This window comes from Lentzea roselyniae (assembly GCF_039537795.1).
Taxonomy (GTDB): domain Bacteria; phylum Actinomycetota; class Actinomycetes; order Mycobacteriales; family Pseudonocardiaceae; genus Lentzea; species Lentzea atacamensis.
The window spans coordinates 52,465-74,294 of the sequence record NZ_BAABBE010000026.1 but is presented as its reverse complement, the minus strand read 5'-3'; the positions used below and the strand labels follow the sequence as shown (position 1 = coordinate 74,294).

26 protein-coding genes are annotated in these 21,830 nt (G+C 68.4%); 9 read left to right on the top strand and 17 right to left on the bottom strand.

Annotated elements, in window-relative coordinates; genetic code table 11:
* Nucleotides 1-280: 280 nt before the first annotated feature.
* Both uvrB and ABFX45_RS34730 read right to left on the bottom strand, forming a co-directional pair.
* Nucleotides 281-2,443 carry an excinuclease ABC subunit UvrB gene (uvrB, locus tag ABFX45_RS34735; protein ID WP_109641000.1) on the bottom strand — a complete coding sequence of 721 codons (2,163 nt, stop codon included), beginning with the start codon at nucleotides 2,441-2,443 and terminating at the stop codon, nucleotides 281-283.
* A gap of 56 nt (nucleotides 2,444-2,499) precedes the next feature.
* Entirely contained in the window at nucleotides 2,500-3,585 is a 1,086-nt protein-coding gene (locus ABFX45_RS34730; protein WP_346134672.1) for a DUF5685 family protein, read from the bottom strand.
* A gap of 50 nt (nucleotides 3,586-3,635) precedes the next feature.
* Between ABFX45_RS34730 and ABFX45_RS34725 the strand changes: the two genes are divergently transcribed.
* Nucleotides 3,636-4,145 carry a ribonuclease FAU-1 family protein gene (locus ABFX45_RS34725; protein ID WP_109641002.1) on the top strand — a complete coding sequence of 170 codons (510 nt, stop codon included), beginning with the start codon at nucleotides 3,636-3,638 and terminating at the stop codon, nucleotides 4,143-4,145.
* A gap of 88 nt (nucleotides 4,146-4,233) precedes the next feature.
* Nucleotides 4,234-4,752 carry a ribonuclease FAU-1 family protein gene (locus tag ABFX45_RS34720; protein WP_346134668.1) on the top strand — a complete coding sequence of 173 codons (519 nt, stop codon included), beginning with the start codon at nucleotides 4,234-4,236 and terminating at the stop codon, nucleotides 4,750-4,752.
* On the opposite strand, the gene coaE is transcribed toward ABFX45_RS34720, so the two are convergent.
* A complete protein-coding gene (gene coaE, locus ABFX45_RS34715) occupies nucleotides 4,728-5,876 on the bottom strand; it encodes a dephospho-CoA kinase (protein WP_346134666.1) in 1,149 nt (382 codons plus the stop codon). The genes ABFX45_RS34720 and coaE overlap by 25 nt on opposite strands.
* Nucleotides 5,877-5,881: 5 nt before the next feature.
* Nucleotides 5,882-7,147, bottom strand: coding sequence for an MFS transporter (locus tag ABFX45_RS34710; protein WP_346134664.1), 1,266 nt, complete (start codon nucleotides 7,145-7,147; stop codon nucleotides 5,882-5,884).
* Nucleotides 7,148-7,197: 50 nt separating this feature from the next.
* Here ABFX45_RS34710 and ABFX45_RS34705 point away from each other — a divergent pair, with 50 nt between their 5' ends.
* A complete protein-coding gene (locus ABFX45_RS34705; RefSeq protein WP_346134662.1) occupies nucleotides 7,198-7,593 on the top strand; it encodes a MerR family transcriptional regulator in 396 nt (131 codons plus the stop codon).
* On the opposite strand, the gene ABFX45_RS34700 is transcribed toward ABFX45_RS34705, so the two are convergent.
* On the bottom strand, nucleotides 7,541-8,158 hold the full coding sequence (locus ABFX45_RS34700; RefSeq protein WP_346134660.1) for a hypothetical protein: 618 nt from the start codon (nucleotides 8,156-8,158) through the stop codon (nucleotides 7,541-7,543). The genes ABFX45_RS34705 and ABFX45_RS34700 overlap by 53 nt on opposite strands.
* 238 nt (nucleotides 8,159-8,396) lie before the next feature.
* Complete coding sequence (gene rpsA / locus ABFX45_RS34695; RefSeq protein ID WP_109641007.1) at nucleotides 8,397-9,890, bottom strand: 30S ribosomal protein S1; 1,494 nt, start codon at nucleotides 9,888-9,890, stop codon at nucleotides 8,397-8,399.
* 180 nt (nucleotides 9,891-10,070) lie between these two features.
* Between rpsA and ABFX45_RS34690 the strand changes: the two genes are divergently transcribed.
* From ABFX45_RS34690 to ABFX45_RS34670, 5 genes are all read left to right on the top strand, one after another.
* On the top strand, nucleotides 10,071-10,904 hold the full coding sequence (locus ABFX45_RS34690; RefSeq protein ID WP_346134658.1) for a class I SAM-dependent methyltransferase: 834 nt from the start codon (nucleotides 10,071-10,073) through the stop codon (nucleotides 10,902-10,904).
* A 10-nt stretch (nucleotides 10,905-10,914) separates the two neighbouring features.
* Nucleotides 10,915-11,835, top strand: a complete 921-nt coding sequence (locus ABFX45_RS34685) for a GNAT family N-acetyltransferase (RefSeq protein WP_346134656.1) — start codon at nucleotides 10,915-10,917, stop codon at nucleotides 11,833-11,835.
* Between the two features lie 78 nt (nucleotides 11,836-11,913).
* Complete coding sequence (locus ABFX45_RS34680) at nucleotides 11,914-12,543, top strand: ATP-binding cassette domain-containing protein (RefSeq protein ID WP_109641010.1); 630 nt, start codon at nucleotides 11,914-11,916, stop codon at nucleotides 12,541-12,543.
* Entirely contained in the window at nucleotides 12,540-14,465 is a 1,926-nt protein-coding gene (locus ABFX45_RS34675; protein WP_109641011.1) for a YhgE/Pip family protein, read from the top strand. The genes ABFX45_RS34680 and ABFX45_RS34675 overlap by 4 nt, the downstream gene beginning before the upstream one ends.
* Nucleotides 14,462-15,037 (top strand): TetR/AcrR family transcriptional regulator, encoded by a 576-nt coding sequence (locus tag ABFX45_RS34670; protein WP_346134653.1) that lies wholly within the window; start codon nucleotides 14,462-14,464, stop codon nucleotides 15,035-15,037. Before ABFX45_RS34675 ends, ABFX45_RS34670 begins: the two co-directional genes overlap by 4 nt.
* Here the strand turns inward: ABFX45_RS34670 and ABFX45_RS34665 are convergent.
* The 3 genes from ABFX45_RS34665 to ABFX45_RS34655 are packed head-to-tail and all read right to left on the bottom strand — an operon-like array spanning nucleotide 15,000 to nucleotide 15,977.
* Nucleotides 15,000-15,422 carry a DUF4328 domain-containing protein gene (locus ABFX45_RS34665; protein ID WP_346134651.1) on the bottom strand — a complete coding sequence of 141 codons (423 nt, stop codon included), beginning with the start codon at nucleotides 15,420-15,422 and terminating at the stop codon, nucleotides 15,000-15,002. The two genes, ABFX45_RS34670 and ABFX45_RS34665, sit on opposite strands and share 38 nt — an antisense overlap.
* 11 nt (nucleotides 15,423-15,433) lie before the next feature.
* Nucleotides 15,434-15,559, bottom strand: coding sequence for a hypothetical protein (locus tag ABFX45_RS34660; RefSeq protein WP_346134649.1), 126 nt, complete (start codon nucleotides 15,557-15,559; stop codon nucleotides 15,434-15,436).
* Nucleotides 15,560-15,611: 52 nt separating this feature from the next.
* Nucleotides 15,612-15,977, bottom strand: coding sequence for a DoxX family protein (locus tag ABFX45_RS34655; RefSeq protein ID WP_109641077.1), 366 nt, complete (start codon nucleotides 15,975-15,977; stop codon nucleotides 15,612-15,614).
* 104 nt (nucleotides 15,978-16,081) lie between these two features.
* Here ABFX45_RS34655 and ABFX45_RS34650 point away from each other — a divergent pair, with 104 nt between their 5' ends.
* The gene (locus ABFX45_RS34650; protein ID WP_146231822.1) at nucleotides 16,082-16,531 is read left to right on the top strand and encodes a hypothetical protein; all 450 of its coding nucleotides are present in this window, start codon (nucleotides 16,082-16,084) and stop codon (nucleotides 16,529-16,531) included.
* Nucleotides 16,532-16,534: 3 nt separating this feature from the next.
* Here the strand turns inward: ABFX45_RS34650 and ABFX45_RS34645 are convergent, their stop codons facing one another.
* From ABFX45_RS34645 to ABFX45_RS34610, 8 genes are all read right to left on the bottom strand, one after another.
* Nucleotides 16,535-17,047, bottom strand: a complete 513-nt coding sequence (locus ABFX45_RS34645) for a Rossmann-fold NAD(P)-binding domain-containing protein (RefSeq protein ID WP_233440152.1) — start codon at nucleotides 17,045-17,047, stop codon at nucleotides 16,535-16,537.
* A complete protein-coding gene (locus ABFX45_RS34640; RefSeq protein WP_346134646.1) occupies nucleotides 17,044-17,616 on the bottom strand; it encodes a P-loop NTPase family protein in 573 nt (190 codons plus the stop codon). Before ABFX45_RS34640 ends, ABFX45_RS34645 begins: the two co-directional genes overlap by 4 nt.
* Nucleotides 17,617-17,699: 83 nt before the next feature.
* The gene (locus ABFX45_RS34635) at nucleotides 17,700-17,903 is read right to left on the bottom strand and encodes a cold-shock protein (protein ID WP_086665400.1); all 204 of its coding nucleotides are present in this window, start codon (nucleotides 17,901-17,903) and stop codon (nucleotides 17,700-17,702) included.
* Nucleotides 17,904-18,076: 173 nt separating this feature from the next.
* Nucleotides 18,077-18,592, bottom strand: coding sequence for a hypothetical protein (locus ABFX45_RS34630; protein WP_109641016.1), 516 nt, complete (start codon nucleotides 18,590-18,592; stop codon nucleotides 18,077-18,079).
* A gap of 37 nt (nucleotides 18,593-18,629) precedes the next feature.
* Nucleotides 18,630-19,685 carry a Gfo/Idh/MocA family protein gene (locus tag ABFX45_RS34625; RefSeq protein ID WP_346134643.1) on the bottom strand — a complete coding sequence of 352 codons (1,056 nt, stop codon included), beginning with the start codon at nucleotides 19,683-19,685 and terminating at the stop codon, nucleotides 18,630-18,632.
* A gap of 5 nt (nucleotides 19,686-19,690) precedes the next feature.
* Nucleotides 19,691-20,167 (bottom strand): hypothetical protein, encoded by a 477-nt coding sequence (locus tag ABFX45_RS34620; protein WP_109641018.1) that lies wholly within the window; start codon nucleotides 20,165-20,167, stop codon nucleotides 19,691-19,693.
* Nucleotides 20,164-20,991 (bottom strand): carbohydrate ABC transporter permease, encoded by an 828-nt coding sequence (locus ABFX45_RS34615; RefSeq protein WP_109641019.1) that lies wholly within the window; start codon nucleotides 20,989-20,991, stop codon nucleotides 20,164-20,166. Before ABFX45_RS34615 ends, ABFX45_RS34620 begins: the two co-directional genes overlap by 4 nt.
* Complete coding sequence (locus tag ABFX45_RS34610) at nucleotides 20,988-21,830, bottom strand: carbohydrate ABC transporter permease (RefSeq protein WP_233440153.1); 843 nt, start codon at nucleotides 21,828-21,830, stop codon at nucleotides 20,988-20,990. The genes ABFX45_RS34615 and ABFX45_RS34610 overlap by 4 nt, the downstream gene beginning before the upstream one ends.

Below are 21,830 nucleotides of genomic sequence, written 5' to 3'. Positions count from 1 at the left end.
GACACGACTCGCTCCCGGGGAACAACGGATGGGACGGCGCATCCGCAGGTGCCCGCTGTGCGGCTTTCCGGAGATGGACGACCTGAACCGGGCGAACACCGGGGTGTTCCTGCGGACACCGGTGCCGTACCTGGGGCACGTGTCGGAGCGTGTCGCGGCGGAGGCCAAGGCGTGCGAAAGGAGCACGACAATCCACAATGGACAGTCGCGCCGGGACGCCACCGCCGAACAAGGGTTGAGACGGCCTACGGACAGAGCGCGCCGCCGGAACGGCGCACTCTCACTTGACCCCTGCCGCGTCCATCCCCCGCAGTTCCTTCTTCAAATCCTGAATCTCATCCCGCAACCGAGCCGCCAGCTCGAACTGCAGGTCCCGAGCAGCATTCATCATCTGATCAGTCAACGACTGCACCAGATCCGCGAGCTCCGACCGAGCCATCCCAGCCCGCTCGTGCGAGTGCACAACCCCGGAAGACCGGCCGCCCTCCCCCGTGGCCCGCTTGCCCCGGGACTGGTTCCGCCCAGACCCGCCGACCGGAACCTCGTCCTCGGCCTCGGAGTACACCGCCTCCAGAATGTCGGTGATCTTCTTCCGCAACGGCTGCGGATCAAGCCCGCGTTCTTCGTTGTAAGCGATCTGCTTGGCCCGCCGCCGGTTGGTCTCCTCGATCGCGTGCCGCATGGAGTCCGTGATCCGGTCCGCGTACATGTGGACCTCACCGGACACGTTGCGAGCCGCGCGACCGATCGTCTGCACGAGAGAGGTGCCGGACCGCAGGAACCCTTCCTTGTCCGCGTCGAGAATCGCCACCAGCGACACCTCGGGAAGGTCGAGCCCTTCCCGCAGCAGGTTGATGCCGATCAACACGTCGAACTCGCCGAGCCGCAGCTGGCGCAGCAGCTCCACCCGGCGCAGGGTGTCGACCTCGGAGTGCAGGTACCGCACCCGGATTCCCAGCTCCAGCAGGTAGTCCGTCAGGTCCTCTGCCATCTTCTTCGTGAGCGTCGTGACGAGCACGCGCTCGTCCCGCTCCGCCCGTTCCCGGATCGAGTGCACCAGGTCGTCGATCTGCCCCTCGGTCGGCTTCACGACCACCTCGGGGTCGACGAGCCCGGTGGGCCGGATGACCTGCTCGACGAACTCGCCGCCGGACTGCCCGAGCTCGTACGGGCCGGGCGTCGCCGACAGGTAGACGACCTGGCCGATCCGGTCGGCGAACTCCTCCCACGTCAGCGGGCGGTTGTCCAGCGCAGAGGGCAGCCGGAAGCCGTGCTCGACGAGGTTGCGCTTGCGCGAGGCGTCACCCTCGTACATGCCGCCGATCTGCGGCACCGTCACGTGCGACTCGTCGATGACCATCAGGAAGTCGTCGGGGAAGTAGTCGAGCAGCGTCGCCGGCGCCGTGCCGGGACCGCGGCCGTCGATGTGGCGCGAGTAGTTCTCGATGCCGTTGCAGAAGCCGACCTGACGCATCATCTCGATGTCGTACTGGGTGCGCATGCGCAGGCGCTGCGCCTCCAGGAGCTTGCCCTGGCGCTCCATCTGGGCGAGCGTCGACTCCAGCTCCGCCTCGATGTCGCGGATGGCGCGCTCCATGCGCTCCGGGCCCGCGACGTAGTGGGTGGCGGGGAAGATCCGCAGCTCGTCGACCTCGCGGATGATGTCGCCGGTCAGCGGGTGGAGGTAGTAGAGCTTGTCGATCTCGTCGCCGAAGAACTCGACGCGGACCGCGAGCTCCTCGTAGGACGGGATGATCTCGACCGTGTCGCCGCGCACCCGGAACGAGCCACGGGTGAACGACATGTCGTTGCGGTTGTACTGGACGTCGACCAGCAGGCGCAGGAACGCGTCGCGGTCGACCTCCACGCCCGTCTCCAGCCGGATGGAGCGGTCGAGGTACGACTGGGGCGTGCCGAGGCCGTAGATGCACGACACCGAGGCGACCACGATGACGTCGCGCCGGGTGAGCAGCGACATCGTGGCCGAGTGGCGGAGACGCTCGACGTCCTCGTTGATCGAGGAGTCCTTCTCGATGTACGTGTCCGTCTGCGGGATGTACGCCTCTGGCTGGTAGTAGTCGTAGTAGCTGACGAAGTACTCCACCGCGTTGTGCGGGAAGAGCTCCTTCAGCTCGTTCGCCAGCTGCGCGGCCAGCGTCTTGTTCGGCGCCATGACCAGCGTGGGGCGCTGCAGCCGTTCGACCAGCCAGGCCGTGGTCGCCGACTTGCCGGTACCGGTGGCGCCGAGCAGCACCACGTCGCGCTCGCCCGCACGCACGCGGCGCTCCAGCTCGTCGATGGCCGCCGGCTGGTCACCGGCCGGCTGGTAGTCGCTGACCACGCGGAACTGCCCGTCGGTGCGGACGATGTCGCCGACGGGACGGTGCTCGGAGTGCGCCTTGACGGTGCTCTCCTCTGGCGGGAGCTCGGTTGCGAAAGCCACGGGAAGCACGTTACGCCGGGGGTCTGACAATTTCAGATCGGGCCTGGTCAGGGCCCCTAATCGCACGGACAGCAGTTGCAGTCGCAGCAGTCGCACCCGTCGCAGTCGAGCGGGTTGTCCCGCCGCTTGTCGCTCCACGGGCCGGGGAACGGGTCGCGGCAGCAGAACTGGCAGGTCCCGCACATGTAGAGGAACGCCCCGCAGCCGCTGAAACACCCGCGCGGCCGTGGCTGCGGGTTCAGCCTCGGGTACGCCCACAACCCGCTGCCCGGATTCGACCAGCTCGGCTTCTCCGGAGCACGCCGGCGGCCGAACACCCGGATGATCGACTCCTCCAGCTCGTGCACCAGCAGCTTGTGCACGAGCCGCGCGTCGGTGAACTCGACCTCGTCCAGCGCCAGCCGGATGCCCGTGACGGCGTCCAGGCACAGCCGGTGGGCCTCGTCGACCGTAGCCCCGGTGGCCAGCAACGGGTTCCACGCACCCGACGCGCGGTCCTCCTCCAGGTCCTCGACGGCGTCGATCAGGTGCGCCACCCGTCCGAACAGCCGTCCCACCTCGCGCAACGGCTCCGCGTTCTGCGGCCTGCCCGCGATCAGGGCCGTCTGCCCGACGGCGAACGCGGTCGCCGTCTCCGTCGGCTCCGTGACCACCAGCACCGAGCTGCCCAGCCCCGCCGCTGCCTCCACGAGGGGCTGCCGCCGCACCGAGTCGACCATCACCGAGGCGTCGAAGCCGAGATCGGACGCCGTCCCGATCCCCTTGGCGGCCCAGCGCTGCGCCACCGCGCGCCCCGCCCACCCCAGCCGGCCGGTCAGCCCGTCACCGTCGTCCACGTGGTCGTGGATCTTCAACGACGCCAGCACCAGCGACACCGACGCCGCCAGCCGCGCACCGGATCCGATCGCCACGTCCGCGGACTTCAGCCCGCGCAACGCACACGGCCCGGCAGACCGCCGCGAGAGGCCGCTCTGCGCCTCGACCACGGCCGAGATCATCAGCCCGTCGTAGTTGGTGACGAGCCGCGACAGATGACCGTGCTCGTCGCGCAACGACAGGCACATCCCGCACAGGTGCGCGAGCCACGCGGACCGCAGCTCAGCCCCCATCCTGTTGCGGCAGGGGCGAATGATCCCGAACATGCGGCGCATCCTAAGTGGCCGTCTCAGGTTTGGATGGCAGTATCGGCCCCGTGGCACACATCCATCCGCCGAAGATCGAGTACTTCGACCTGGACGCCAAGAGCAACACCGATCCCAAGGGACAGCTGCGCAGCGTCGACGAGTACCGGCTCACCCCGACGGGCCTCTACATGTTCCGGCCGCTCAGCGGTCATCCGCAGATCAGCCACTTCGAGAGCTGGTTCCTGCCGAAGCTCAACGTCCGGGTGACCCGCCAGTCCTGGCACCCCGGCCACGAGCGCGACTACGACTTCTACGTCGACGTCGTCGAGATCACCGGGGTGGGCAGCGTCTGGAAGACCATCGACCTCTACCTCGACCTGATCGTCCGAACGGGTCGCAGCGTCACCGTTCTGGACACCGACGAATTGATCACCGCAGTTCAGCACAACCTGATCACCCCGGAACGAGCCCAATGGGCGCTGGAAACCACCTACTCAGCGGTGTCCGGCATTTCAGCGCACGGTCACGATGTGGTCAGGTGGCTCACCTCTTCGGGTTGTCCCACCTCCTGGCGTTGATACACAGAGTGTGTTCGTCATCTGACCGTGACGTAACGAATCGACCCGGCGTGTAACTGCGAGCACTTATTTGACTACCCTCGGCGGCGTGGGAGCGGTCACTACACCTCAGCTGGTCGACGTTGTCGACACCATTTCGGGCGTGCGCGCTTATTCGTCCGGTGGCACGCGGACCCTCAGTTCGTGCGAGGTGGAGCGCTGGGGCCTGCGGATCGAGCACCCCACCCCGGAAGACCCGTTCTCGGACGCCGAAATCACCTGGCTGATGCCGGAACTGGGCCTGCGCCTCACGACCTACCGCGCCCGCTCCCGGCACTCCCGCAGCGGCCCGAGCGTGCTGTCCGCGGTCCGCGTCGAGCGCGACCACCGCCACTGGCAGACCACGGACCTGTTGCTGGGCCTGGCGATTCCGGGCGGTACCACGCCCCGCATCGTGCGCAGCGAGGACTTCGCCGCCGCCGTGGCAGGCCGCGTCCTGCGCCCCGGCGACGCCGACCAGGCCCTGCGCACCGTGCACCGCACCCTCGAAGAGCTCAGCAACGTCAACCACAACCTGACGTCGTGGCTGACGTGGCACGGCATCTACGACACCTGGCCGCCCCTGTAGGCCTGCACGCGCGCGACGGCAGCCACCATCCACGGCTCCTTCGCCTCACCGTAGGCAAACGCCGAGGAATCGGCCGCGAATCGCTGGGACAGCTCGAGTTTGAGCGCCGCGTACTCCTCACGAGCCTGCGTGTCGTGCCGCAGCCAGTCGCGGAAGTCGATCGCCCACCGCCAGTTGGCAGCACCCTCGACGCGCAGGTGAAGATTCACCCGCCGCCCCGGATCAGCCCCGGCGTGCAGTCGCTTGCTCCAGTCACCCTCGCCGCGCGGCGTGTCCTCGTACGGCCCCACGTACGGAAACCCGGCCTGCGCCAACGTCTCCCGCAACGAGTCGGCGGTCGCCATGTCCTCGACAGCGAGCTGGAAGTCCAGCACGTCCTTGGCCGCGAGCCCTGGCACCGCCGTCGACCCGATGTGCTCGACCCGCCGCCCACCGGCCGCCACGCTGATCCGCCGGGCAAGCCGCTTGGCCTGCGCGGGCCACCGCCCGTCGTACGGCACCACGATCGGCGACCCGGCCGCGTAGGACTGCGTCCGCACGTTCTTCTCGAACCCGACCAGCCGGTCCCACAACCCGGTGATGTCCGGAACCTCCCCGGAGTTGTCCAGCCACACGTCCGCCACGGCCCGCCGCTGCTCGTCCGTGGCCTGCGCGGCGATCCGGTTCTCCGCGTCCCGCCGGTCCATCCCCCTGCTCGTGACCAGGCGCTCCAGCCGGGTGGCCGCATCCGCGTGCACCACGATCACGAGGTGGTACGCCGCCGCCAGGTCCCGCTCCACCAGCAAGGGGATGTCGTGCACGACGATCGCGTCCTCGGGAGCCTCGGCCATCCGCTGCCCGGTCAACGCCCCGATGCGCGGATGCGTGATCCCGTTGAGCGTCTGCCGAGCCTCCTCACTGGCGAAGGCCTTGGCCGCCAACGCCGCCCGGTTCAACGTGCCGTCACCGTTGAGCACGTCCTCACCGAACGCCTTGACGACCTCCTTGAGCCCGTCCGTACCGGGCTCAAGCACCTCACGCGCGAGCTTGTCCGCATCGATGACCACAGCGCCGTTCTCGGCGAGCAGCTTCGCGATCGTCGACTTCCCGGACCCGATTCCGCCGGTCAACCCCACCCTGAGCATGCCGGTCAGGTTAGCCGGGCAAGCCCGGCGAGCAGGACCGACACCACCACGGCGACGACCGCCACCGTGCCGAAGCCGCTCGCCGCCCCGACCGTCCCGATCACCGCGACCCCCAGCGCCAGCCCGAACTCCGTCCCGGTCTCCGACAACGCCGCCGCCGAGCCCGCCTTCTCCTCCGGCGCGGCACCCACGATCAGGTCCGTGCTCAACGCCATCACCGGCCCCTGTCCCAGGTAGATGACGACGATGCCGAGCACCGCGGCGTGCGGCACGATCGCGAACCCCGCGGCAGCCACGATCAGGGCCACCGACACAGTCCGCCCGGCACCGAAAGCGCCGGCGAGACGCGGAGCGAGCACCGACGTGACGATCATGGCAACAGACGCCGGAAGCAGCAGAAGCCCTGCCCGCAACGGCGAGAAGTGCTGCTGCAACTGCTGCGTCACCAGCAGATAGACCCCAGCCGTCACCGCGGCGTCCGCGACCAGCACCACGACCGCGCGCCCGAACCGCCCCCGGAACAACGCCGTCTCGATCAACGGATGCGCGATCCTCCGCTGCCGCCGCACGAACCAGCCGCCGACCGCAAGACCCGCCACCGCCGCAACGACGTCGAAGTGCTTGATGCCGTACACCGTCAGCACCGTCGCCACGAGCACGAGCGCCACACTCGGCAGATCAACCCGGTGCACCGGCCCGTGGTGCTCCGGCAACACGAACGGCCCCGCGACCAGCAACAACACCATGACCGGCACCGCCACCAGGAACGCCGACCCCCACCACCACGTCTCCAGCAGCGCACCACCGACCACAGGGCCAAGCGCGACACCACCGGACATCGCCGCCGCCCAGATGCCGATCGCCGTACCGCGCCGGTCCCGGAACATCGTGCTGATCAACGCCAACGTCGACGGCATCAACGTCGACCCGGCAACCCCGAGCAACGCCCGAGCCGCGATCAACGCCTCAGGCGTGGGCGCGTAAGCAGCCACCACCGACCCACCCGCGAACGCCGCCGCCCCGATGAGCAACAACCTGCGTCGCCCGATCCGGTCACCGAGCACACCCATCGGAATGAGCAGCGCGGCGATCACGAACCCGTAGCTGTCGAGAATCCAGAGCAGCTCAGTACCGGTGGGCTGCAAGCTCTTCGCGAGATGCGGGGAGGCGAGGTAGAGGATGGTGACATCCATGGCGAGCATCGCCGTGGGCAGCGTGAGCACCGCGAGTCCGAGCCAGGACCGCACGCTCTCCTTTGATCGACTTGTCATGCCCAGACGCTAAAGTCTCACACAGGTGTGAGAGTCAAGGGAGAAATCGCGTGCGAATCGGGGAACTGGCACGGCGCACCGGCGTGAGCCAACGACTGTTGCGCTACTACGAGGAACAAGGCCTGCTCACGCCACAACGACTGCCCAGCGGCTACCGCGTCTACACCGACTCCGACGTGCTGCGTGTGGCACACATCCGCAGCCTCCTGGCCGCAGGCCTCTCCACCGACACGATCGCCGAAGTCCTGCCGTGCATGGGCGTGGACGGCGAGCGGCTGATCGCGTCCATCTGCCCAGAGCTGGTGGACGAACTGCTGGTGGAACGAGCCCGGATCGCCGCGTCGATCCAAGCCCTGCAGGAAGCTCAGTCCGCTTTGGACACGATCATCACCGCTAGACCGGCGGCGTCATCGACTGCTGCGCCAGCACCGGCAGGATCGCCATGAGCTTCTCCTTCGGGATGAAGTTGTGCCGGTTGCGCACCACGAACGTCGACTTGCCGAGCGACCCGACGAGCAACTGCTCCTCTTTCCCCTCGATCAACGTCCCCTTCTGCTTCCCGACGTCAACCTCGGTGATCTTCGCCCCCTCCTGCCGCTCAGCCTCGACGCTCTCCGTGACCCGAGTACGCGCCGTCAAATCGTCCGTGTAGGTGGACAGCCCGATGACGATCTTCGCGTCCGGCAGGTTCTTCTTCTCGGGAATCCCGTAGTAACAATCGATCTTCCCGGTCCGCCCGATCCCGGGCTCCTTGATCCCGATGATGATCCGAGGCTCGCCAGGCAACTCCTGCCCGAGCGTCGCGTTCATCATGTCGACCGGCACCACCAACTCGCAGTCGTCCGGCAACGCCCGATCCACCATCGCCGGAACCCGCGACGCCGTGGTGGGCGGGGTGATCTTCGGGATCTGCGGCGGCGGCGCCTGAGTTTGTGGTGCAGAGCCGGAGCAGGCCGCGCAGACCGCCAGCGCCACCGCGCCCAGTGCCACGAAGAACTTGTTCCCACGCATAGGTTTGCCAACCTACACAACGAGGTTGAGCCTCCACCACAGAGTGAACGGGTGGCCCTGTCGTGGCCACGCGCGGCACATCTCGCATTGGCGGGTCTGGCGCGGAGCCCCAGGAAAACCCTCGCAACCGGCACGTCCGATGCCAACGCACCCACCTGCGGACCCAACGAAAACGGAGGCCCCCACACCCAAAGGGTGCAGGGGCCTCCGTCAGTCAGCTACAAGGAGCTGGAGCGGATCACATACCGCCGGACAGCTTCTCCCGAAGCGCGGCCAGCTGCTCGTCCGAAGCGAGCGTGCCACCGGACTGAGCCGGCGCACCAACGGACGTGGTGCCGGAAGTGTCCCCACCGGAGGTGTAGTTGCCCGCACCCTCGGCCGAAGCCTCTTCCTCAGCCTCAGCGGCCTTGCGGATCTGCTTCATGTGGGCCTCGTAACGAGTGTGGGCCTCAGCGTACTGACGCTCCCACTCCTCACGCTGCTTGTCGAAGCCGTCCTGCCACTCCTGGGTCTCCGGGTCGAAGCCCTCGGGGTAGATGTAGTTGCCCTGGTCGTCGTACTCGGCGGCCATGCCGTACTGGGTCGGGTCGAACTCGGTGTCGACCGTGAAGCCCTCGTTGGCCTGCTTGAGCGACAGCGAGATGCGGCGACGGTCGAGGTCGATGTCGATGACCTTGACCATGACGTCGTCGCCGACCTGGACGACCTGCTCCGGGATCTCGACGTGGCGCTCGGCCAGCTCGGAGATGTGGACCAGGCCCTCGATGCCCTCGTCCACGCGGACGAACGCACCGAACGGAACCAGCTTGGTGACCTTGCCCGGCACGATCTGGCCGATCGCGTGGGTGCGGGCGAACTGGCGCCACGGGTCTTCCTGGGTCGCCTTCAGCGACAGGGAGACGCGCTCGCGCTCCATGTCGACGTCGAGGACCTCGACGGTGACTTCCTGGCCGACCTCGACAACCTCGGACGGGTGGTCGATGTGCTTCCAGGACAGCTCCGAGACGTGGACGAGACCGTCGACGCCACCCAGGTCCACGAAGGCACCGAAGTTGACGATCGAGGACACGACGCCCTTGCGGACCTGGCCCTTCTGCAGCTGGTTGAGGAACTCGCTGCGGACCTCGGACTGGGTCTGCTCCAGCCACGCACGGCGGGACAGGACCACGTTGTTGCGGTTCTTGTCCAGCTCGATGATCTTCGCCTCGAGCTCACGGCCGACGTACGGCTGGAGGTCGCGGACGCGACGCATCTCGACGAGCGAGGCGGGGAGGAAGCCGCGGAGACCGATGTCGAGGATGAGACCACCCTTGACGACCTCGATGACAGTGCCGCGGACCGGCTCGTCCTTCTCCTTGAGGGCCTCGATGGTGCCCCACGCGCGCTCGTACTGAGCGCGCTTCTTGGAGAGGATCAGGCGGCCTTCCTTGTCCTCCTTCTGGAGAACAAGGGCCTCGACCTCGTCACCGACGGAGACAACCTCGGCGGGATCGACGTCGTGCTTGATCGACAGTTCACGCGAGGGGATGACCCCCTCGGTCTTGTAGCCGATGTCGAGCAGGACCTCGTCCCGGTCGACCTTGACGATCGTGCCTTCAACGATGTCGCCATCGTTGAAGTACTTGATCGTCTTGTCGATAGCAGCGAGGAAGTCCTCCTCCGTCCCGATGTCGTTGATCGCGACCTGCTTGGGCGCAGCGGCAACGGGGGCGGTGGTGGTGTCGGTGGACATTAGGTAGGTGGCTCCGGTACGGATTGGCATTAATGAGTGGTAGTGGTGCGCGCGCAGCGTCGCAGCGACCTGGAATCCCCGACCGTTCTGGATCATGGGCAGCACTAACCCACTACGCGGGCGTTATCGTACGCGGCCGCGAGACGTGTGAGCAAACCAGCCCCCATGTGAAGGAGCAGTGTGTCCAACCAGCACGCGAGCGCGGAACAAGCGCTCGGCACGGCCGGCATCGTCAAGCGCGGAGCTGACGCCGCCGAGTCACGTGCGGCGAACCGCATCTGGTGGGACGCGGACGCCGACGACTACCACGACACGCACGGCGACTTCCTGGGTGCGGCCGACTTCCTCTGGTGCCCTGAGGGACTGCGCGAGGAGGAGACCCGTTTCCTCGGTGAAATCGCTGGTCAGCGCATCCTCGAGGTGGGCTGCGGCAGTGCCCCGTGCGCCCGGTGGCTCAAGGCGAACGGGGCCGAAGTCACCGCCTTCGACATCTCCGAGGGCATGCTCAGGCACGCGCGAGAGAACAACGCCAAGACCGGCATCGACGTGCCGCTCGTCCAGGCCAGCGCCGACCAGCTCCCCTTCGCCGGCGGCTCCTTCGACGCCGCCTGCTCGGCGTTCGGCGCGGTGCCTTTCGTGGCGGACGTTCAGGAGGTCTTCAGCGAGGTGGCCCGCGTCCTCAAGCCGGGCTCGCCGTGGGTGTTCTCGGTCAACCACCCGATGCGGTGGATCTTCCCGGACGACCCCGGCCCGCTCGGCCTCACGGTCACGCAGTCGTACTTCGACCGCACCCCCTATGTAGAGGTCGACGAGGAGGGCCGCGCCACCTACGTGGAGCACCACCGCACGCTCGGCGACTACGTCCGGGCGCTCACAGCCACCGGATTCGTCGTCGAGGACCTCGTCGAGCCGGAGTGGCCGAAGGGGCACACGCGCGTCTGGGGGCAGTGGAGCCCGCTGCGGGGCAGGCTCTTCCCCGGCACCGCGATCTTCCGGACGCGCCTGACGTCGTAATCTCACGCTCATGACCTCGGCACGCGGACTCGTGGCGGCCCAGTCAGCACGTTTCGCGTCGCTGGACCCGTTGCTCCCGCCCGCCGTCGAACCGCCGATGGACGGCCACGTCATCACGGCGGCGCTCGCCGACGGCACGCGCGTCGCCGGGGTCATCAGCCACCAGTCGTTCGAGCCGCACTCCATCACCCGGCTGTGGTCGGCAGCGGAGGTGTGGGAGCTGCTGCCGCTGGTCGGCACGAGCCAGGGCATGGACGCACTGCTCGCGCGGTGGCGCCGGCACCTCGACACGCAGGAGATCGGCGAGGACACCGCGTGCGTCGTGCACTGGCCGAGCCGCGACACGACGGCAACGCGCGCGTTCCTCGACCACGGCCTGGTGCCGCTGTCCGTGCTGGGCGTGCGGCTGAGGACTCCGCCGGTCCGCGTCCCGCGCACGCTCACGATCCGCCGAGCCACCCCGCACGACCTGGAAACGGTGCTGGAGCTGTCGCTCGCGGAGCTGGAGTACTCGTCGTTCGTCGGCTCCACGATCGTGCGCCCGGAGGCACCCGCCCTCAAACGACGCGCCTTGGCCGAACGGCTGACCAACGCGAGCCCGATCTGGCTGGCGGAACGGGACGGCATCGCGGTGGCGCTCGCCGAGTGCGCGATCGTCTCGTCCGAGCCGGGCACCAGCGCGGCGGCGAGGCTGCCGCGCGGGCGCTGGGGCTATGTGAACTGCGTCTCCGTGCTGCCCGGCGCCCGCGGCACCGGCATCGGCCAGCAGCTCGTCGCCTACGCCCACCAGGAACTTCACCGGATGGGCACGGTCGGCACGTACCTCTACTACAACCCGCCGAACCCGCTGAGCAGCGTCTTCTGGCCGCGTCAGGGCTACCGGCCGCTGTGGACCGTCTGGGAAGTACGCCCCGCCACAGCCCTTAGGTGACCAATGTCCGAGTTGCCAGGCGACCTCGACTGCGCGAGAATTTGTACTGACCGGTCAGTTTAAACGGAAGGTAAAGCCGTGGAGATCCGCGCGGAACGCGCAGGCGTCAACGGGGCACATGGTCCGCTGCTCCGGCCGACTTCGCTGATCGTGAAGCCGGGCGAGCTGACGCTGGTCGCCGGCGAGCCCGGCGCCGGTCACACCGCGCTCGGCCTGCTGCTCTCCGGCCGCATCAAGCCCTCGACGGGCACGGTCTCGCCGGACGCCAGGGCGTTGCGCAAGCAGGTCGTGCTGGTCGACGCCCCCGAGGTGAACGAGCCGGAGGATGCGCTGTCCCTGGCCGCCGTCGTCGGCGAGGAGCTCGCGATGAACGGCATGTCCTCCGGCAAGAAGGCAGTGCACGACTGGCTGGTGGAGCACGCCGCCGACGAGCACGCGACGAAGCGCTTCGAGCACGTGCCGCCGCAGACGCGGTGCGCCGTGATGCTCGAACTGGCCTCCGCGCGGCCCGGCGTCACGACGCTCGTCCTCGACTGCCCCGACCGCTACCACCCCAACCCGCGCGAGTGGTTCGCATTGGCGCACGACTACGTGACCCCAGAACGGTCCGTGGTCGCCCTGTGCTCGAACTCCTCCGCCCACATCCTCGACATCCCGCACGCGCGCCTTGGTGAGGACAACGACACCAAGATGGAGATCACCGCATGAGCGCCCTTCGCATGGCCTTCAACGAACTTCGCCGGGTCACGTCCGGCACCCTGCCCCGGCTCGCGGTGCTCGCGCTGGCCCTGGTGCCGCTGCTCTACGCCTCGCTGTACCTCTACGCCAACAAGGACCCGTACGCGAACCTCAACCAGGTGCCGGCCGCGCTCGTCGTCAAGGACAAGGGCGCCAAGGACCTCAACGCGGGCAAGGAGGTCGCCGACGAGCTGCTGAACGGCAAGAAGTTCAACTGGCACGTCGTCGACAACCCCGCCGACGCCGACGACGGCGTGCGCAAGGGGACGTACATCTTCGCCCTGACGCTGCCGGAGGACTTCTCCGAGGCGCTCACGTCCGCGGAGCAGAACAAGCCCCGCCAGGGCGTGCTGACGCTGACGACCAACGACGCCAACAACTACCTCGGCAGCACGATCGCGAACCAGGTCGTCTCCGAGGTCCGCCGCGCCGTGACCGCGAAGGTCTCCACCGAGGCCGCCGACAAGCTGCTGCTCGGGTTCTCCACGATCCGTCAGGAGACCACCAAGGCGGTGGACGGTGCCACGCAGCTCGCTTCCGGCAACGCCGAGCTGCGCGACAAGCTGAAGGAGCTCGACAAGGGCGTCCAGGAGCTCCGCACCGGTTCCGTGACCGCCGCGAACGGCGCCGCACAGCTGCGCGACGGCACGCACCAGATGCGTTCGCAGGCCTCGGTGCTGCCCGACAGCACCCGTCAGCTCGCCAACGGGGCCCGCCAGGTCGCGGACGGCAACGAGACCGCCGCACGTGAAGCGGAGGAGTACGCCAAGAAGGCCCAGGCTCTCGTCGGTGTGCTCGACCAGGCCAACGGCGACATCGCGACCCGGTTGCGGGCACTGGGCTTCACCGAGGCCCAGGTGCAGAACGTGCTGGGCACGATCGGCCAGGTCCGCAAGCCCGTCGACGACGCCAACGGCAAGGTCCAGGGTGCGGCCGGCGACCTGCGCAAGCTCGCGAACGGCGCGGACCAGGTCGCCGACGGCGCCGAGACGCTCGCCTCGAAGATGCCCGGACTGTACGACGGCATCGTGAAGGTCGACGACGGCCTCACCACGCTCGCGGACGGCAACGCGAAGATCCGCGACGGCCTGCAGCAGGCCGCGACGGGCACCCCGCAGTTCGTCGACGGCTCCACGAAGCTCGCGGACGGCTCCGCACAGCTGCGCGACGGCCTGACCGGCGGTGTGAACAAGATCCCGAACACGGACGACCCGACGCGGGCGGCCATCGCGCAGGCGATCGGTGACCCGGTGGCGGTGAAGGGTCTCTCCCAGACGAAGGCCGCCACCTACGGCGCGGGCCTGGCCCCGTTCTTCCTCGGCCTGGCGACGTGGATCGGCGCGTTCGTGCTCTTCCTGCTGCTGCGACCGTTGTCACGCCGTGCACTGGCCGCTGGTCAGTCCGCGCTGCGCGTGGCGCTGGGCGGCTGGTTGCCGGGTGCGTTGCTGGGCGTCGTTCAGGTGCTGGTGATGTTCTCGGTGGTGCGGTTCGTGGTGGACATCGAGCCGTCGAACCCCCTCGGCACGTTCGGGTTCCTCGTGCTGATGTCGCTGACGTTCGTGGCGATCCTGCACGCGCTCAACGCCGCGTTCGGCGCCGTCGGCAAGTTCCTCGGCCTGATCCTGCTGATCCTGCAGCTGGTCAGCGCGGGCGGCACGTTCCCGTGGCAGACGATCCCGGTGCCGCTGTACCCGCTGCACTACGGCCTGCCGATGGGTTACGCGGTCGACGGCCTGCGCCACCTGATGTACGGCGGCGACCTCGGCAGCGTGGGTCACGACGCTTTGATCCTTCTCGCCTGGCTGGTCGGAGCCCTAGCCTTGTCGTCCGTGGCGGCCTACAAGCAGCGGGTGTGGACACCTTCCAAGCTGAAGCCGGAGCTCGTGCTGTGAGCGCGCGAACGACAGCGACCAAGCAGAAGCTCTTCGACGCGGCGTTGAAGCTGGTCGGCGAACGGGGCGCGGCCTCGGTGACGGTCGACGAGATCGCCGCGGAGGCAGGCGTCGCCAAGGGCACGATCTACTACAACTTCGCCTCGAAGGACGCCCTGGTCGAAGCCCTCCTGCGGCACGGGGTGGAGATCCTCGCCGGCAGGCTGCGGGCGGCCGAGGGTGCGGAGGACTCGCTGGAGGCGCTGGTCGACGCGATGCTCGGCTTCTGGGCCGAGTATCCGGCGTTCGGCCAGCTGCTGGTCTCCGAGCTGTGGCGGACGCCGGGCCAATGGCACGGCACTCTCTCGCTGCTGCGCGACGACATCGTGTCGATCGTGCGCGGTCAGATGAAGCGACTGTCCGACGCGGGCCGGCTGCCGGAAGGCGTCGAGCCCGGCACCGCGTCGGCGGCGTTGTTCGGCACTCTCCTCGTGATCGCGCTGGACTGGCAGGTGTTCCAGCCGGAGCGGTCACGGGCGGAGGTGCGCGACTCCGTCATGCTGCTGGTGCGGGGGATGCGGTCGGCCCGCTGACCTGCACGGCGTTCAGCTGCCGGATCATCGTGGCGAACACCGTGAGCTCGAACGCGTACTTCGGCGGCAGGGAGATCGAGAAGTTCGACAGCAGGAAGCAGAGCCACCACAGCAGCACCAGGCCGCTCGTCTCGCGGTGCTGCAGGCCGAGCATGGGCTGTGACCGTTCGGACCCGCGCCAGATGTCCTGCCTCACCGCGTAGGGGATGCAGAAGTTCTCGATCGGGATGAACCAGCCGACGAACACCCACACGTTCCTGAAGCGGTGCTGCTGGTCGGACGTGATGGCCTCGGAGTTGTGCCGAGCCCTGTTCATCCACACGATGAAGGCGATCGCCGCGCCGACGAACCCCACCAGCAGAGCCCACGAGAGCACCCGTCCCACCGCGGCGTGAGCTACACGGCATCGACGGTGAGCCACGCCAGAACCGCGACGAGGACCTTGGTCAGTGCGACGACTCCGATCAGGACGGTCGCCACGACGCCTGCACCGTGCACGGGCCGGAGAACGCCTTCGGTCATGAGAACTCCCCCAGAATCAACGGGTCCCCGACGTCGGCGCGGAGCTACCTCGTCAAACGCCCAGTCGCCCCCAGGCGACGAACACGCACAGGGCGAACAGCACCACGTTCGTCGACACGGCGCGCACCTCCTTCAGCCTGGTGTGGCTGATCGCCGCTCCCACCATCACCACGGCCAGCCCGATGGCCGCCACCGGTGTGAGTTCGGGGGCGATCCCCGTGAGCCCCGGCAGCAGGAGCCCGGCGACCGCCGCCAGCTCCAGCGCCGCCACGATCCGGATCACCGGGAGCGGGAAGAACACCACCCCGGTCTGCCCGGTCGCGATCATGCGGTCCTTGGACTGGGTCGACTTGAGCGTGCCCGAGATGAGGAACACAACGGCCAGCACGCCCTGAGAGATCCACAATGCGATGTTCATGCCGTGGAGACGACGCGGCGTCTCGATGTGTGACAGCTGCACCGCCCGATCGAGCTACACCTTTGGTCATGCGGGGCTAAATGGCCGCCGGTACGAACGAAGACATGCCGAAACCGCCAAGCATCCTCGTCGCGCTGCTCGCGTGTGCCGCGCTCACGACGTCCCCGGCCGTCGCCGCCGAACCCGTGACCGCCACCGCCGACTTCCAGGAGGCGCTGTTCTCCCCCGTCGACGGCGTCCTCGACTTCGAGGAGACAGCCGACGGGATCAAGGTCAAGGGCGCGTTCCAGAAGGGCTTCTCCTCCGGACGGCCCGACGACTACCTGCTGCAGGTCCTCGACAACGCGACGGTGGTCGTGGACTTCAGCGAGGAGTTCCGCGACGTCGCCGAGATCAAGTCGCCGGCGGTCGCGGAGTTCGAGTTCACCACGAAGACCAAGCAGAAGATCGCCGACATCCGCAACGAGGACGTCGTGGTCCGCCAGCTCGTGAACGTGGCGGCCGGCATCAAGGTGCAGGCGGAGATCGGCCGGGCGAAGGTCCAGAAGGGCTGACGCTCAGCGGGCGTCCTCGTGGTGCAGCGAGGGCGCCCGTCCCTCCAACGCCCGTTCGACGGCATCCAGGACGGCACGGCTCGTGCGCTGCGCGGCGTCGTGCGCGAAGTGGCCGAGCAACACCTGCTGCGTCGGGTTCGGCAGCACCGGGTCCGGCACCGGCGCGCACGTGTGCACCTCCACCACCGGCGCGCCTTCTGCCAAGAGATGCCGCACGGCCCGCAGGACGCCCTCGCGGTAGCTGTCGTGCACCCACGCGACCAGCAGGTTCACCGGCCGGCCTGCCAGCTCGTACTCGACCTCCGAGGCCAGCGCGGCAGGCTTGGTCCAGTCGGCCTTGACCCACGTCGGACGGTGTCCGCGTGAAATGGCCGCCCGCGCCGCCCTGCCAGGCCCCTCGTCGGCCATCAGGGGCCGCGTCCGTGACGGCAGCACGACCTGCCACCCGCGTTCCACCAGCCGTTGCGCGCAGCCGGCCAGCATCCCCGTCCCGCCGAGCACCAGCGCCGTTCTCACCGAGCACGCTCCCGTCCGACCGACGCCAGCGGGCCGGCCAGCCACCGCTCCACCTGCGCCTGCCCGCACAACCGCACGACCGCGATCTCGTCGACCAGGGCGAGCACCCTGGCCCGGTTGCGCCGGTAGGTCTTCCAGCCCCACCGCAGTATGTGCTCGGAGTCCGTGAACACCGACCACAGCGACGGTTCCTGGTTACCGTTCCACAACTCCACGCGGCACGCGCGGCGTCTGATCGTGCGGCCGACGAGCCGTCCCATCACCGTCGCGAACGGGTGATCAAGCCACACCAACGTGTCCGCGCGGTCCAGCAGGACGGGCCGCACTTCCTTGTACTGGAACTCGGTGACCCACGTGTCGTCGTCCGCGAACGCCGCCACCTCGGTGGCGAACTCGGGTCGCGGCGTCCACTGTGGCCCCCAGTAGAGACTGTCCAGCTCCACTCGCCGCAGGTCGCGCTTCTCGGCGATGCGCAGGCAGAGCGTCGACTTGCCGGATCCGGCGTTGCCGGCGACGAGGATGCGCCGGGGCACGTGCGGCAGCGGATCGGCTGGTCCGAGCAACGGCATCGGGCCAGGGTAGGGGAAATCGACTGATCACAACACGAACGCAGGGCCCCCGGAACACCGGAGGCCCTGCGTTGTGAACGACGTCAGAGAGCGGTGACGTTCGTCGCCTGCGGGCCCTTCTGGCCCTGCGTGACGTCGAACGAGACCTTCTGGTTCTCCTCGAGGCTGCGGTAGCCGCCGCCGTTGAGGGCCGAGTAGTGGACGAAGACGTCAGCGCCGCCGTCCTCGGGGGCGATGAAGCCGAAGCCCTTTTCGGCGTTGAACCACTTGACGGTGCCGTTTGCCATGTACTGCTGCTCCTTCAATGCTGAAGAACGAACCGCACTGTGCGGCCGCTCCGTGGTTGGTCGTGAGCCGACCCGCCCCAACCGCTAAGAAGGAGAAGCGCTCGCAACTGAAGTTTGGCGAGCGTGAAATGACACGAACACAAAACTGCAACCGAAGAGTCAGTATAGCGTACTCAGCGACGTTTGCGCTGAGGTACCGCGAACCGGAGCTGCATCAGCGTCACCCGCAAGATCAGGAAGCACGCGAGACCGGCCGCCGCCACCGCGCACAACGTGGACAAAGTCGAAAACACCACGTAGACCGGGGTGTCGAGCAACAACGACTCGATCACGTCACAGAGCACCATCGCGAGGAACGCGTACTGCCACGGCTTGATCAACGGGCTGGCCACCCGCTCCTCGAACGGCACGTCGCGCTGGCCGGGGTCGCTGGCCTTCCAGATCTCCCCCATCATCCGCACGCCGTGCAGGGCGATCGCCTCGGCGTTGTGCGTGGCGTTGCGGAACCAGAGGATGAACGCCACCGCCCCGGGCACGAGCAGCACGATGGCGAGGAAGCTCCACGAGGACGAGCCGCCCCGCCAGTCGACGACCGTGCCCCAGACGGACGCGACGGCGACCAGCGCGATCAGACCCTGGCTGACGTACCCGGTCACCCGGACGTCCTTCAAGTCGATGTAGGTGTCCAACGCACAACTCCCGAACACTGGCGGACCCGGCGGGAGACTACCGCCCGAAACCGCAGCCCAGCTCGGCGAAAGTCGCGATCTTCTCCGCGGCGCGCACGACGACCTCGTCGATGCCGTCCAGCACCACGCGGTCACCGGTGCGGCGGGCGGGCACCAGCGGCACGTCCGCCTTCCCGCAGGCCTCGACGACCGACGTGAACGCCCGCGCGGCCGCCAGGGGCGCGACGAGGGGTTCGCCGGTCTGCCGGTGCCGGATCAGGTTCTCCAGGAGGTCGACGGTGGGCGGCACGGCCATCCGGTGGTCGTTCACGGTCAGCCGGTCGTCGTCGTACCACCACACGGCCTGGCCCAGCGAGCCGTGCACGAGCATCACCGGTGGCAACGATGTCGACGCACAGAGCGTGGACGCGACTACGACCGGTGGCGCGCCATCAGCCGTGACGCGCACGCACGACGTGTCGTCGGCGGTGATCGTGTCGCGGCACCGGAACAGCTCCAGCTCCACACCGATGTCCGTGCGCTCTTCCACGTCGGCCAGCAACAGGGCGTTCTGCAGGGCGTGCGCGAACGGGTTCACCAGCGTCCCGTCCTCGCCGTGCCGCCCAGCCCACGTGGCCCGCTCGTAGTAGGAGTCCGTGCGCACCCAGCGGCCGGCGGCGCCGATGCCCGAGATGTCCCCGAGCGCGCCGGAGCCGATCAGCGAGCAGAGCCGCCGGTACGAGCCGGTGCCCTGGGACTGGAACCCGACCTGGCACACCAGCCCGCGGTCGGCTGCGGCCGAGGAGATCTCGTCGAAGTCCGCCACCGAGAGCAACGCAGGCTTCTCCACCATCACGTCGCAGCCCAGCGCGAAGGCCGACAGCACCAGGTCCCGGTGCGTCGACGGCGGCGAGGAGATCACCGCGACCTCGGGGTGCAGCTCGGCGGCCAGCGACGGCAGATCCGGGTAGGACGGCACCGGCACCTCGACGTCGGTGACATCCGCCACATCGACGACACCGACGAAGGTGGCGACCCCGTCGTGACCGAGCCGGAGCAGGTTCTCCACGTGCCGCGCCCCGTGCCCACGCGCCCCGACCAGCGCAACACGCATCGTCCTCACCCTTCTCGGGTGGACTCCGCAGCCAGCGCCAGGGGTCCGGCGATCACCAGCGCCAGCGGAGGCAGGGCCCACACCAGCACACCGGCGACCACCAACGCGGCCATCAGCATCGGCTCAGGTGCCTCAAATATCAATCCGCCGCGCCAACCAAGACATGCATGCGACAGCGACCAGGCCCCGATCGCGGCAGAACCGGCCACAACGGCGAGCCGGACGGGCAGCGGCGCCGGCAGCACCGTGACCACGAGGATCACGTCCACCACCAGCACCGCCCACAGCACCGCGAACACGACACCCGGCACCCACTGGACGCGCAGCAACGACCAGAACCGTCCCGCCGGAAGACCGCCCCGCAGGACGGCACACCCCGCTCCGAACGCCGAGAACGCGGTCACCAGCGGGAGCGAGGCCACGAAGACGAACAGCCCGACCAGCAGGGCGTCGGCGAGAACCTCCACCCGCTCGCGCGTCATCCCTTCAGCCCCGTCGTGGCCACGCCGGCTACCAGGAACCGCTGGAACGCCAGGAAGAACAGCCCGATCGGCACCAGCGACAGCACGGACATCGCGAACATCGGCCCATAGGAGGACGACGACGTCTGGTCGATGAACAGCCGCAAGCCCATCGGGATCGTGTAGTTCTCGGTCGACGACAGGTAGATCAGCTGCGAGAAGAAGTCGTTCCAGGTCCAGATGAACGTGAAGATCGCGGTCGTCACCATCGCCGGGCGGGACAGCGGCAGCACCACGTACCGGTAGTTGCGGATGGGCCCGCACCCGTCGATCTTCGCCGCCTCGTCCAGCTCGCGGGGGATGCCGCGCATGAACTGCACCATCAGGAACACGAAGAACGCGTCGGTCGCCAGCAGCTTCGGCAGGATCAGCGGCACGAACGTGTCGATCATCTCCAGCCTCTGGAACACCACGTACTGCGGGATCAGCGTCACGTGCGCGGGCAGCATGATCGTGACCAGCGCGAACGCGAACAGCGGGCCGGAGAGCCGGAACCGCAGCCGCGCGAACGCGTAGGCCGCGAGCGAGCACGACACGACGTTGCCGATCACCGCACCCGACGCGACGATCGTGGAGTTGCCGAGGAACGTCCAGAACGACTCGCCGCCCGCACCCTCCAGCGCGCCCGCGTACCCGTCGATGGTCACGCGGCCGGGAAAGAGCGAGCGCAGGTTCGCGACGAGGTCCTCGACCGGCGTGAGCGACGCCGAGATCAACCACACGATCGGGTACAACACCAGCGCCAGCGCGGCCAGGCACAACAGGAAGACGGCGACCCGCTTCAACGTTCGTCTCCGTAGAACACCCAGTACCGCGAGGTCCGGAACAACACCGCGGTGATCACCGCGACCGCCACCAGCAGCACCCACGCCATCGCCGACGCGTAGCCCATGCGGAACTCCGTGAACCCGCGCTCGTACAGGTAGAGCGTGTAGAACAACGTCGAGTCGGCGGGCCCGCCGCGCCCTCCGCTCACCACGAAGGCCTGCGTGAACGCCTGGAACGCGTGGATCGTCTCCAGCACCAGGTTGAAGAACAGCACCGGCGACAGCATCGGCAGCGTGATCGACCACAGCCGCCGCCACCAGCCCGCGCCGTCGACCGCGGCCGCGTCGAACAGGTCGCGCGGGATCTGCTGCAGCCCGGCCAGGAAGATCACCATGGGCGCGCCGAACTGCCACGCGGACAGCAGCACGATGGTGATCAGCGCGTGGTCCGGCGTGTCGACCCAGGTGTCGAAGATCGCCCGCCACGCCAGTGCCAGCCCGACCGAGGCACCGAGCAGCGACGGCGCGTAGAAGGCCGAGCGGAAGAACGCCTGCCCCTTGCCGCGCAACGAGTTCAGCAGCAGCGCGACGGCCAGCGCCAGCACGAGCTTCAACGGCACCGACCACGCGACGTACCGCAGGGTCACGCCGACCGAGTGCAGGTAGCGCGGGTCGTCGCCGAACAGCTTGGCGTAGTTGCCGAAGCCGACCCACCGCGGCTCGTTGAACAGGTCGTAGTCGGTGAACGACAGGTACAGCGACACGACCATCGGCGCGACCGTGAGGCCGATCGCGCCGAGCAGCCACGGACCGAGGAACAGGTACGCGACGCTCTGCGAGCGCCGTTGAGCGAGCAC

Bases quoted from the DNA above. Each gene is read 5' to 3' on its own strand.
- ABFX45_RS34655 (WP_109641077.1), bottom strand. From the start codon at position 15,977: ATGAACATCGCATTGTGGATCTCTCAGGGCGTGCTGGCCGTTGTGTTC.
- coaE (WP_346134666.1), bottom strand. From the start codon at position 5,876: ATGCTCAGGGTGGGGTTGACCGGCGGAATCGGGTCCGGGAAGTCGACG.
- ABFX45_RS34635 (WP_086665400.1), bottom strand. From the start codon at position 17,903: ATGGCAAACGGCACCGTCAAGTGGTTCAACGCCGAAAAGGGCTTCGGC.
- ABFX45_RS34710 (WP_346134664.1), bottom strand. From the start codon at position 7,147: ATGACAAGTCGATCAAAGGAGAGCGTGCGGTCCTGGCTCGGACTCGCG.
- ABFX45_RS34620 (WP_109641018.1), bottom strand. From the start codon at position 20,167: ATGACGCGCGAGCGGGTGGAGGTTCTCGCCGACGCCCTGCTGGTCGGG.
- ABFX45_RS34625 (WP_346134643.1), bottom strand. From the start codon at position 19,685: ATGCGTGTTGCGCTGGTCGGGGCGCGTGGGCACGGGGCGCGGCACGTG.
- rpsA (WP_109641007.1), bottom strand. From the start codon at position 9,890: ATGTCCACCGACACCACCACCGCCCCCGTTGCCGCTGCGCCCAAGCAG.
- ABFX45_RS34730 (WP_346134672.1), bottom strand. From the start codon at position 3,585: ATGTTCGGGATCATTCGCCCCTGCCGCAACAGGATGGGGGCTGAGCTG.
- ABFX45_RS34685 (WP_346134656.1), top strand. From the start codon at position 10,915: ATGACCTCGGCACGCGGACTCGTGGCGGCCCAGTCAGCACGTTTCGCG.
- ABFX45_RS34640 (WP_346134646.1), bottom strand. From the start codon at position 17,616: ATGCCGTTGCTCGGACCAGCCGATCCGCTGCCGCACGTGCCCCGGCGC.
- ABFX45_RS34660 (WP_346134649.1), bottom strand. From the start codon at position 15,559: ATGACCGAAGGCGTTCTCCGGCCCGTGCACGGTGCAGGCGTCGTGGCG.
- ABFX45_RS34650 (WP_146231822.1), top strand. From the start codon at position 16,082: ATGCCGAAACCGCCAAGCATCCTCGTCGCGCTGCTCGCGTGTGCCGCG.
- ABFX45_RS34675 (WP_109641011.1), top strand. From the start codon at position 12,540: ATGAGCGCCCTTCGCATGGCCTTCAACGAACTTCGCCGGGTCACGTCC.
- ABFX45_RS34700 (WP_346134660.1), bottom strand. From the start codon at position 8,158: ATGCGTGGGAACAAGTTCTTCGTGGCACTGGGCGCGGTGGCGCTGGCG.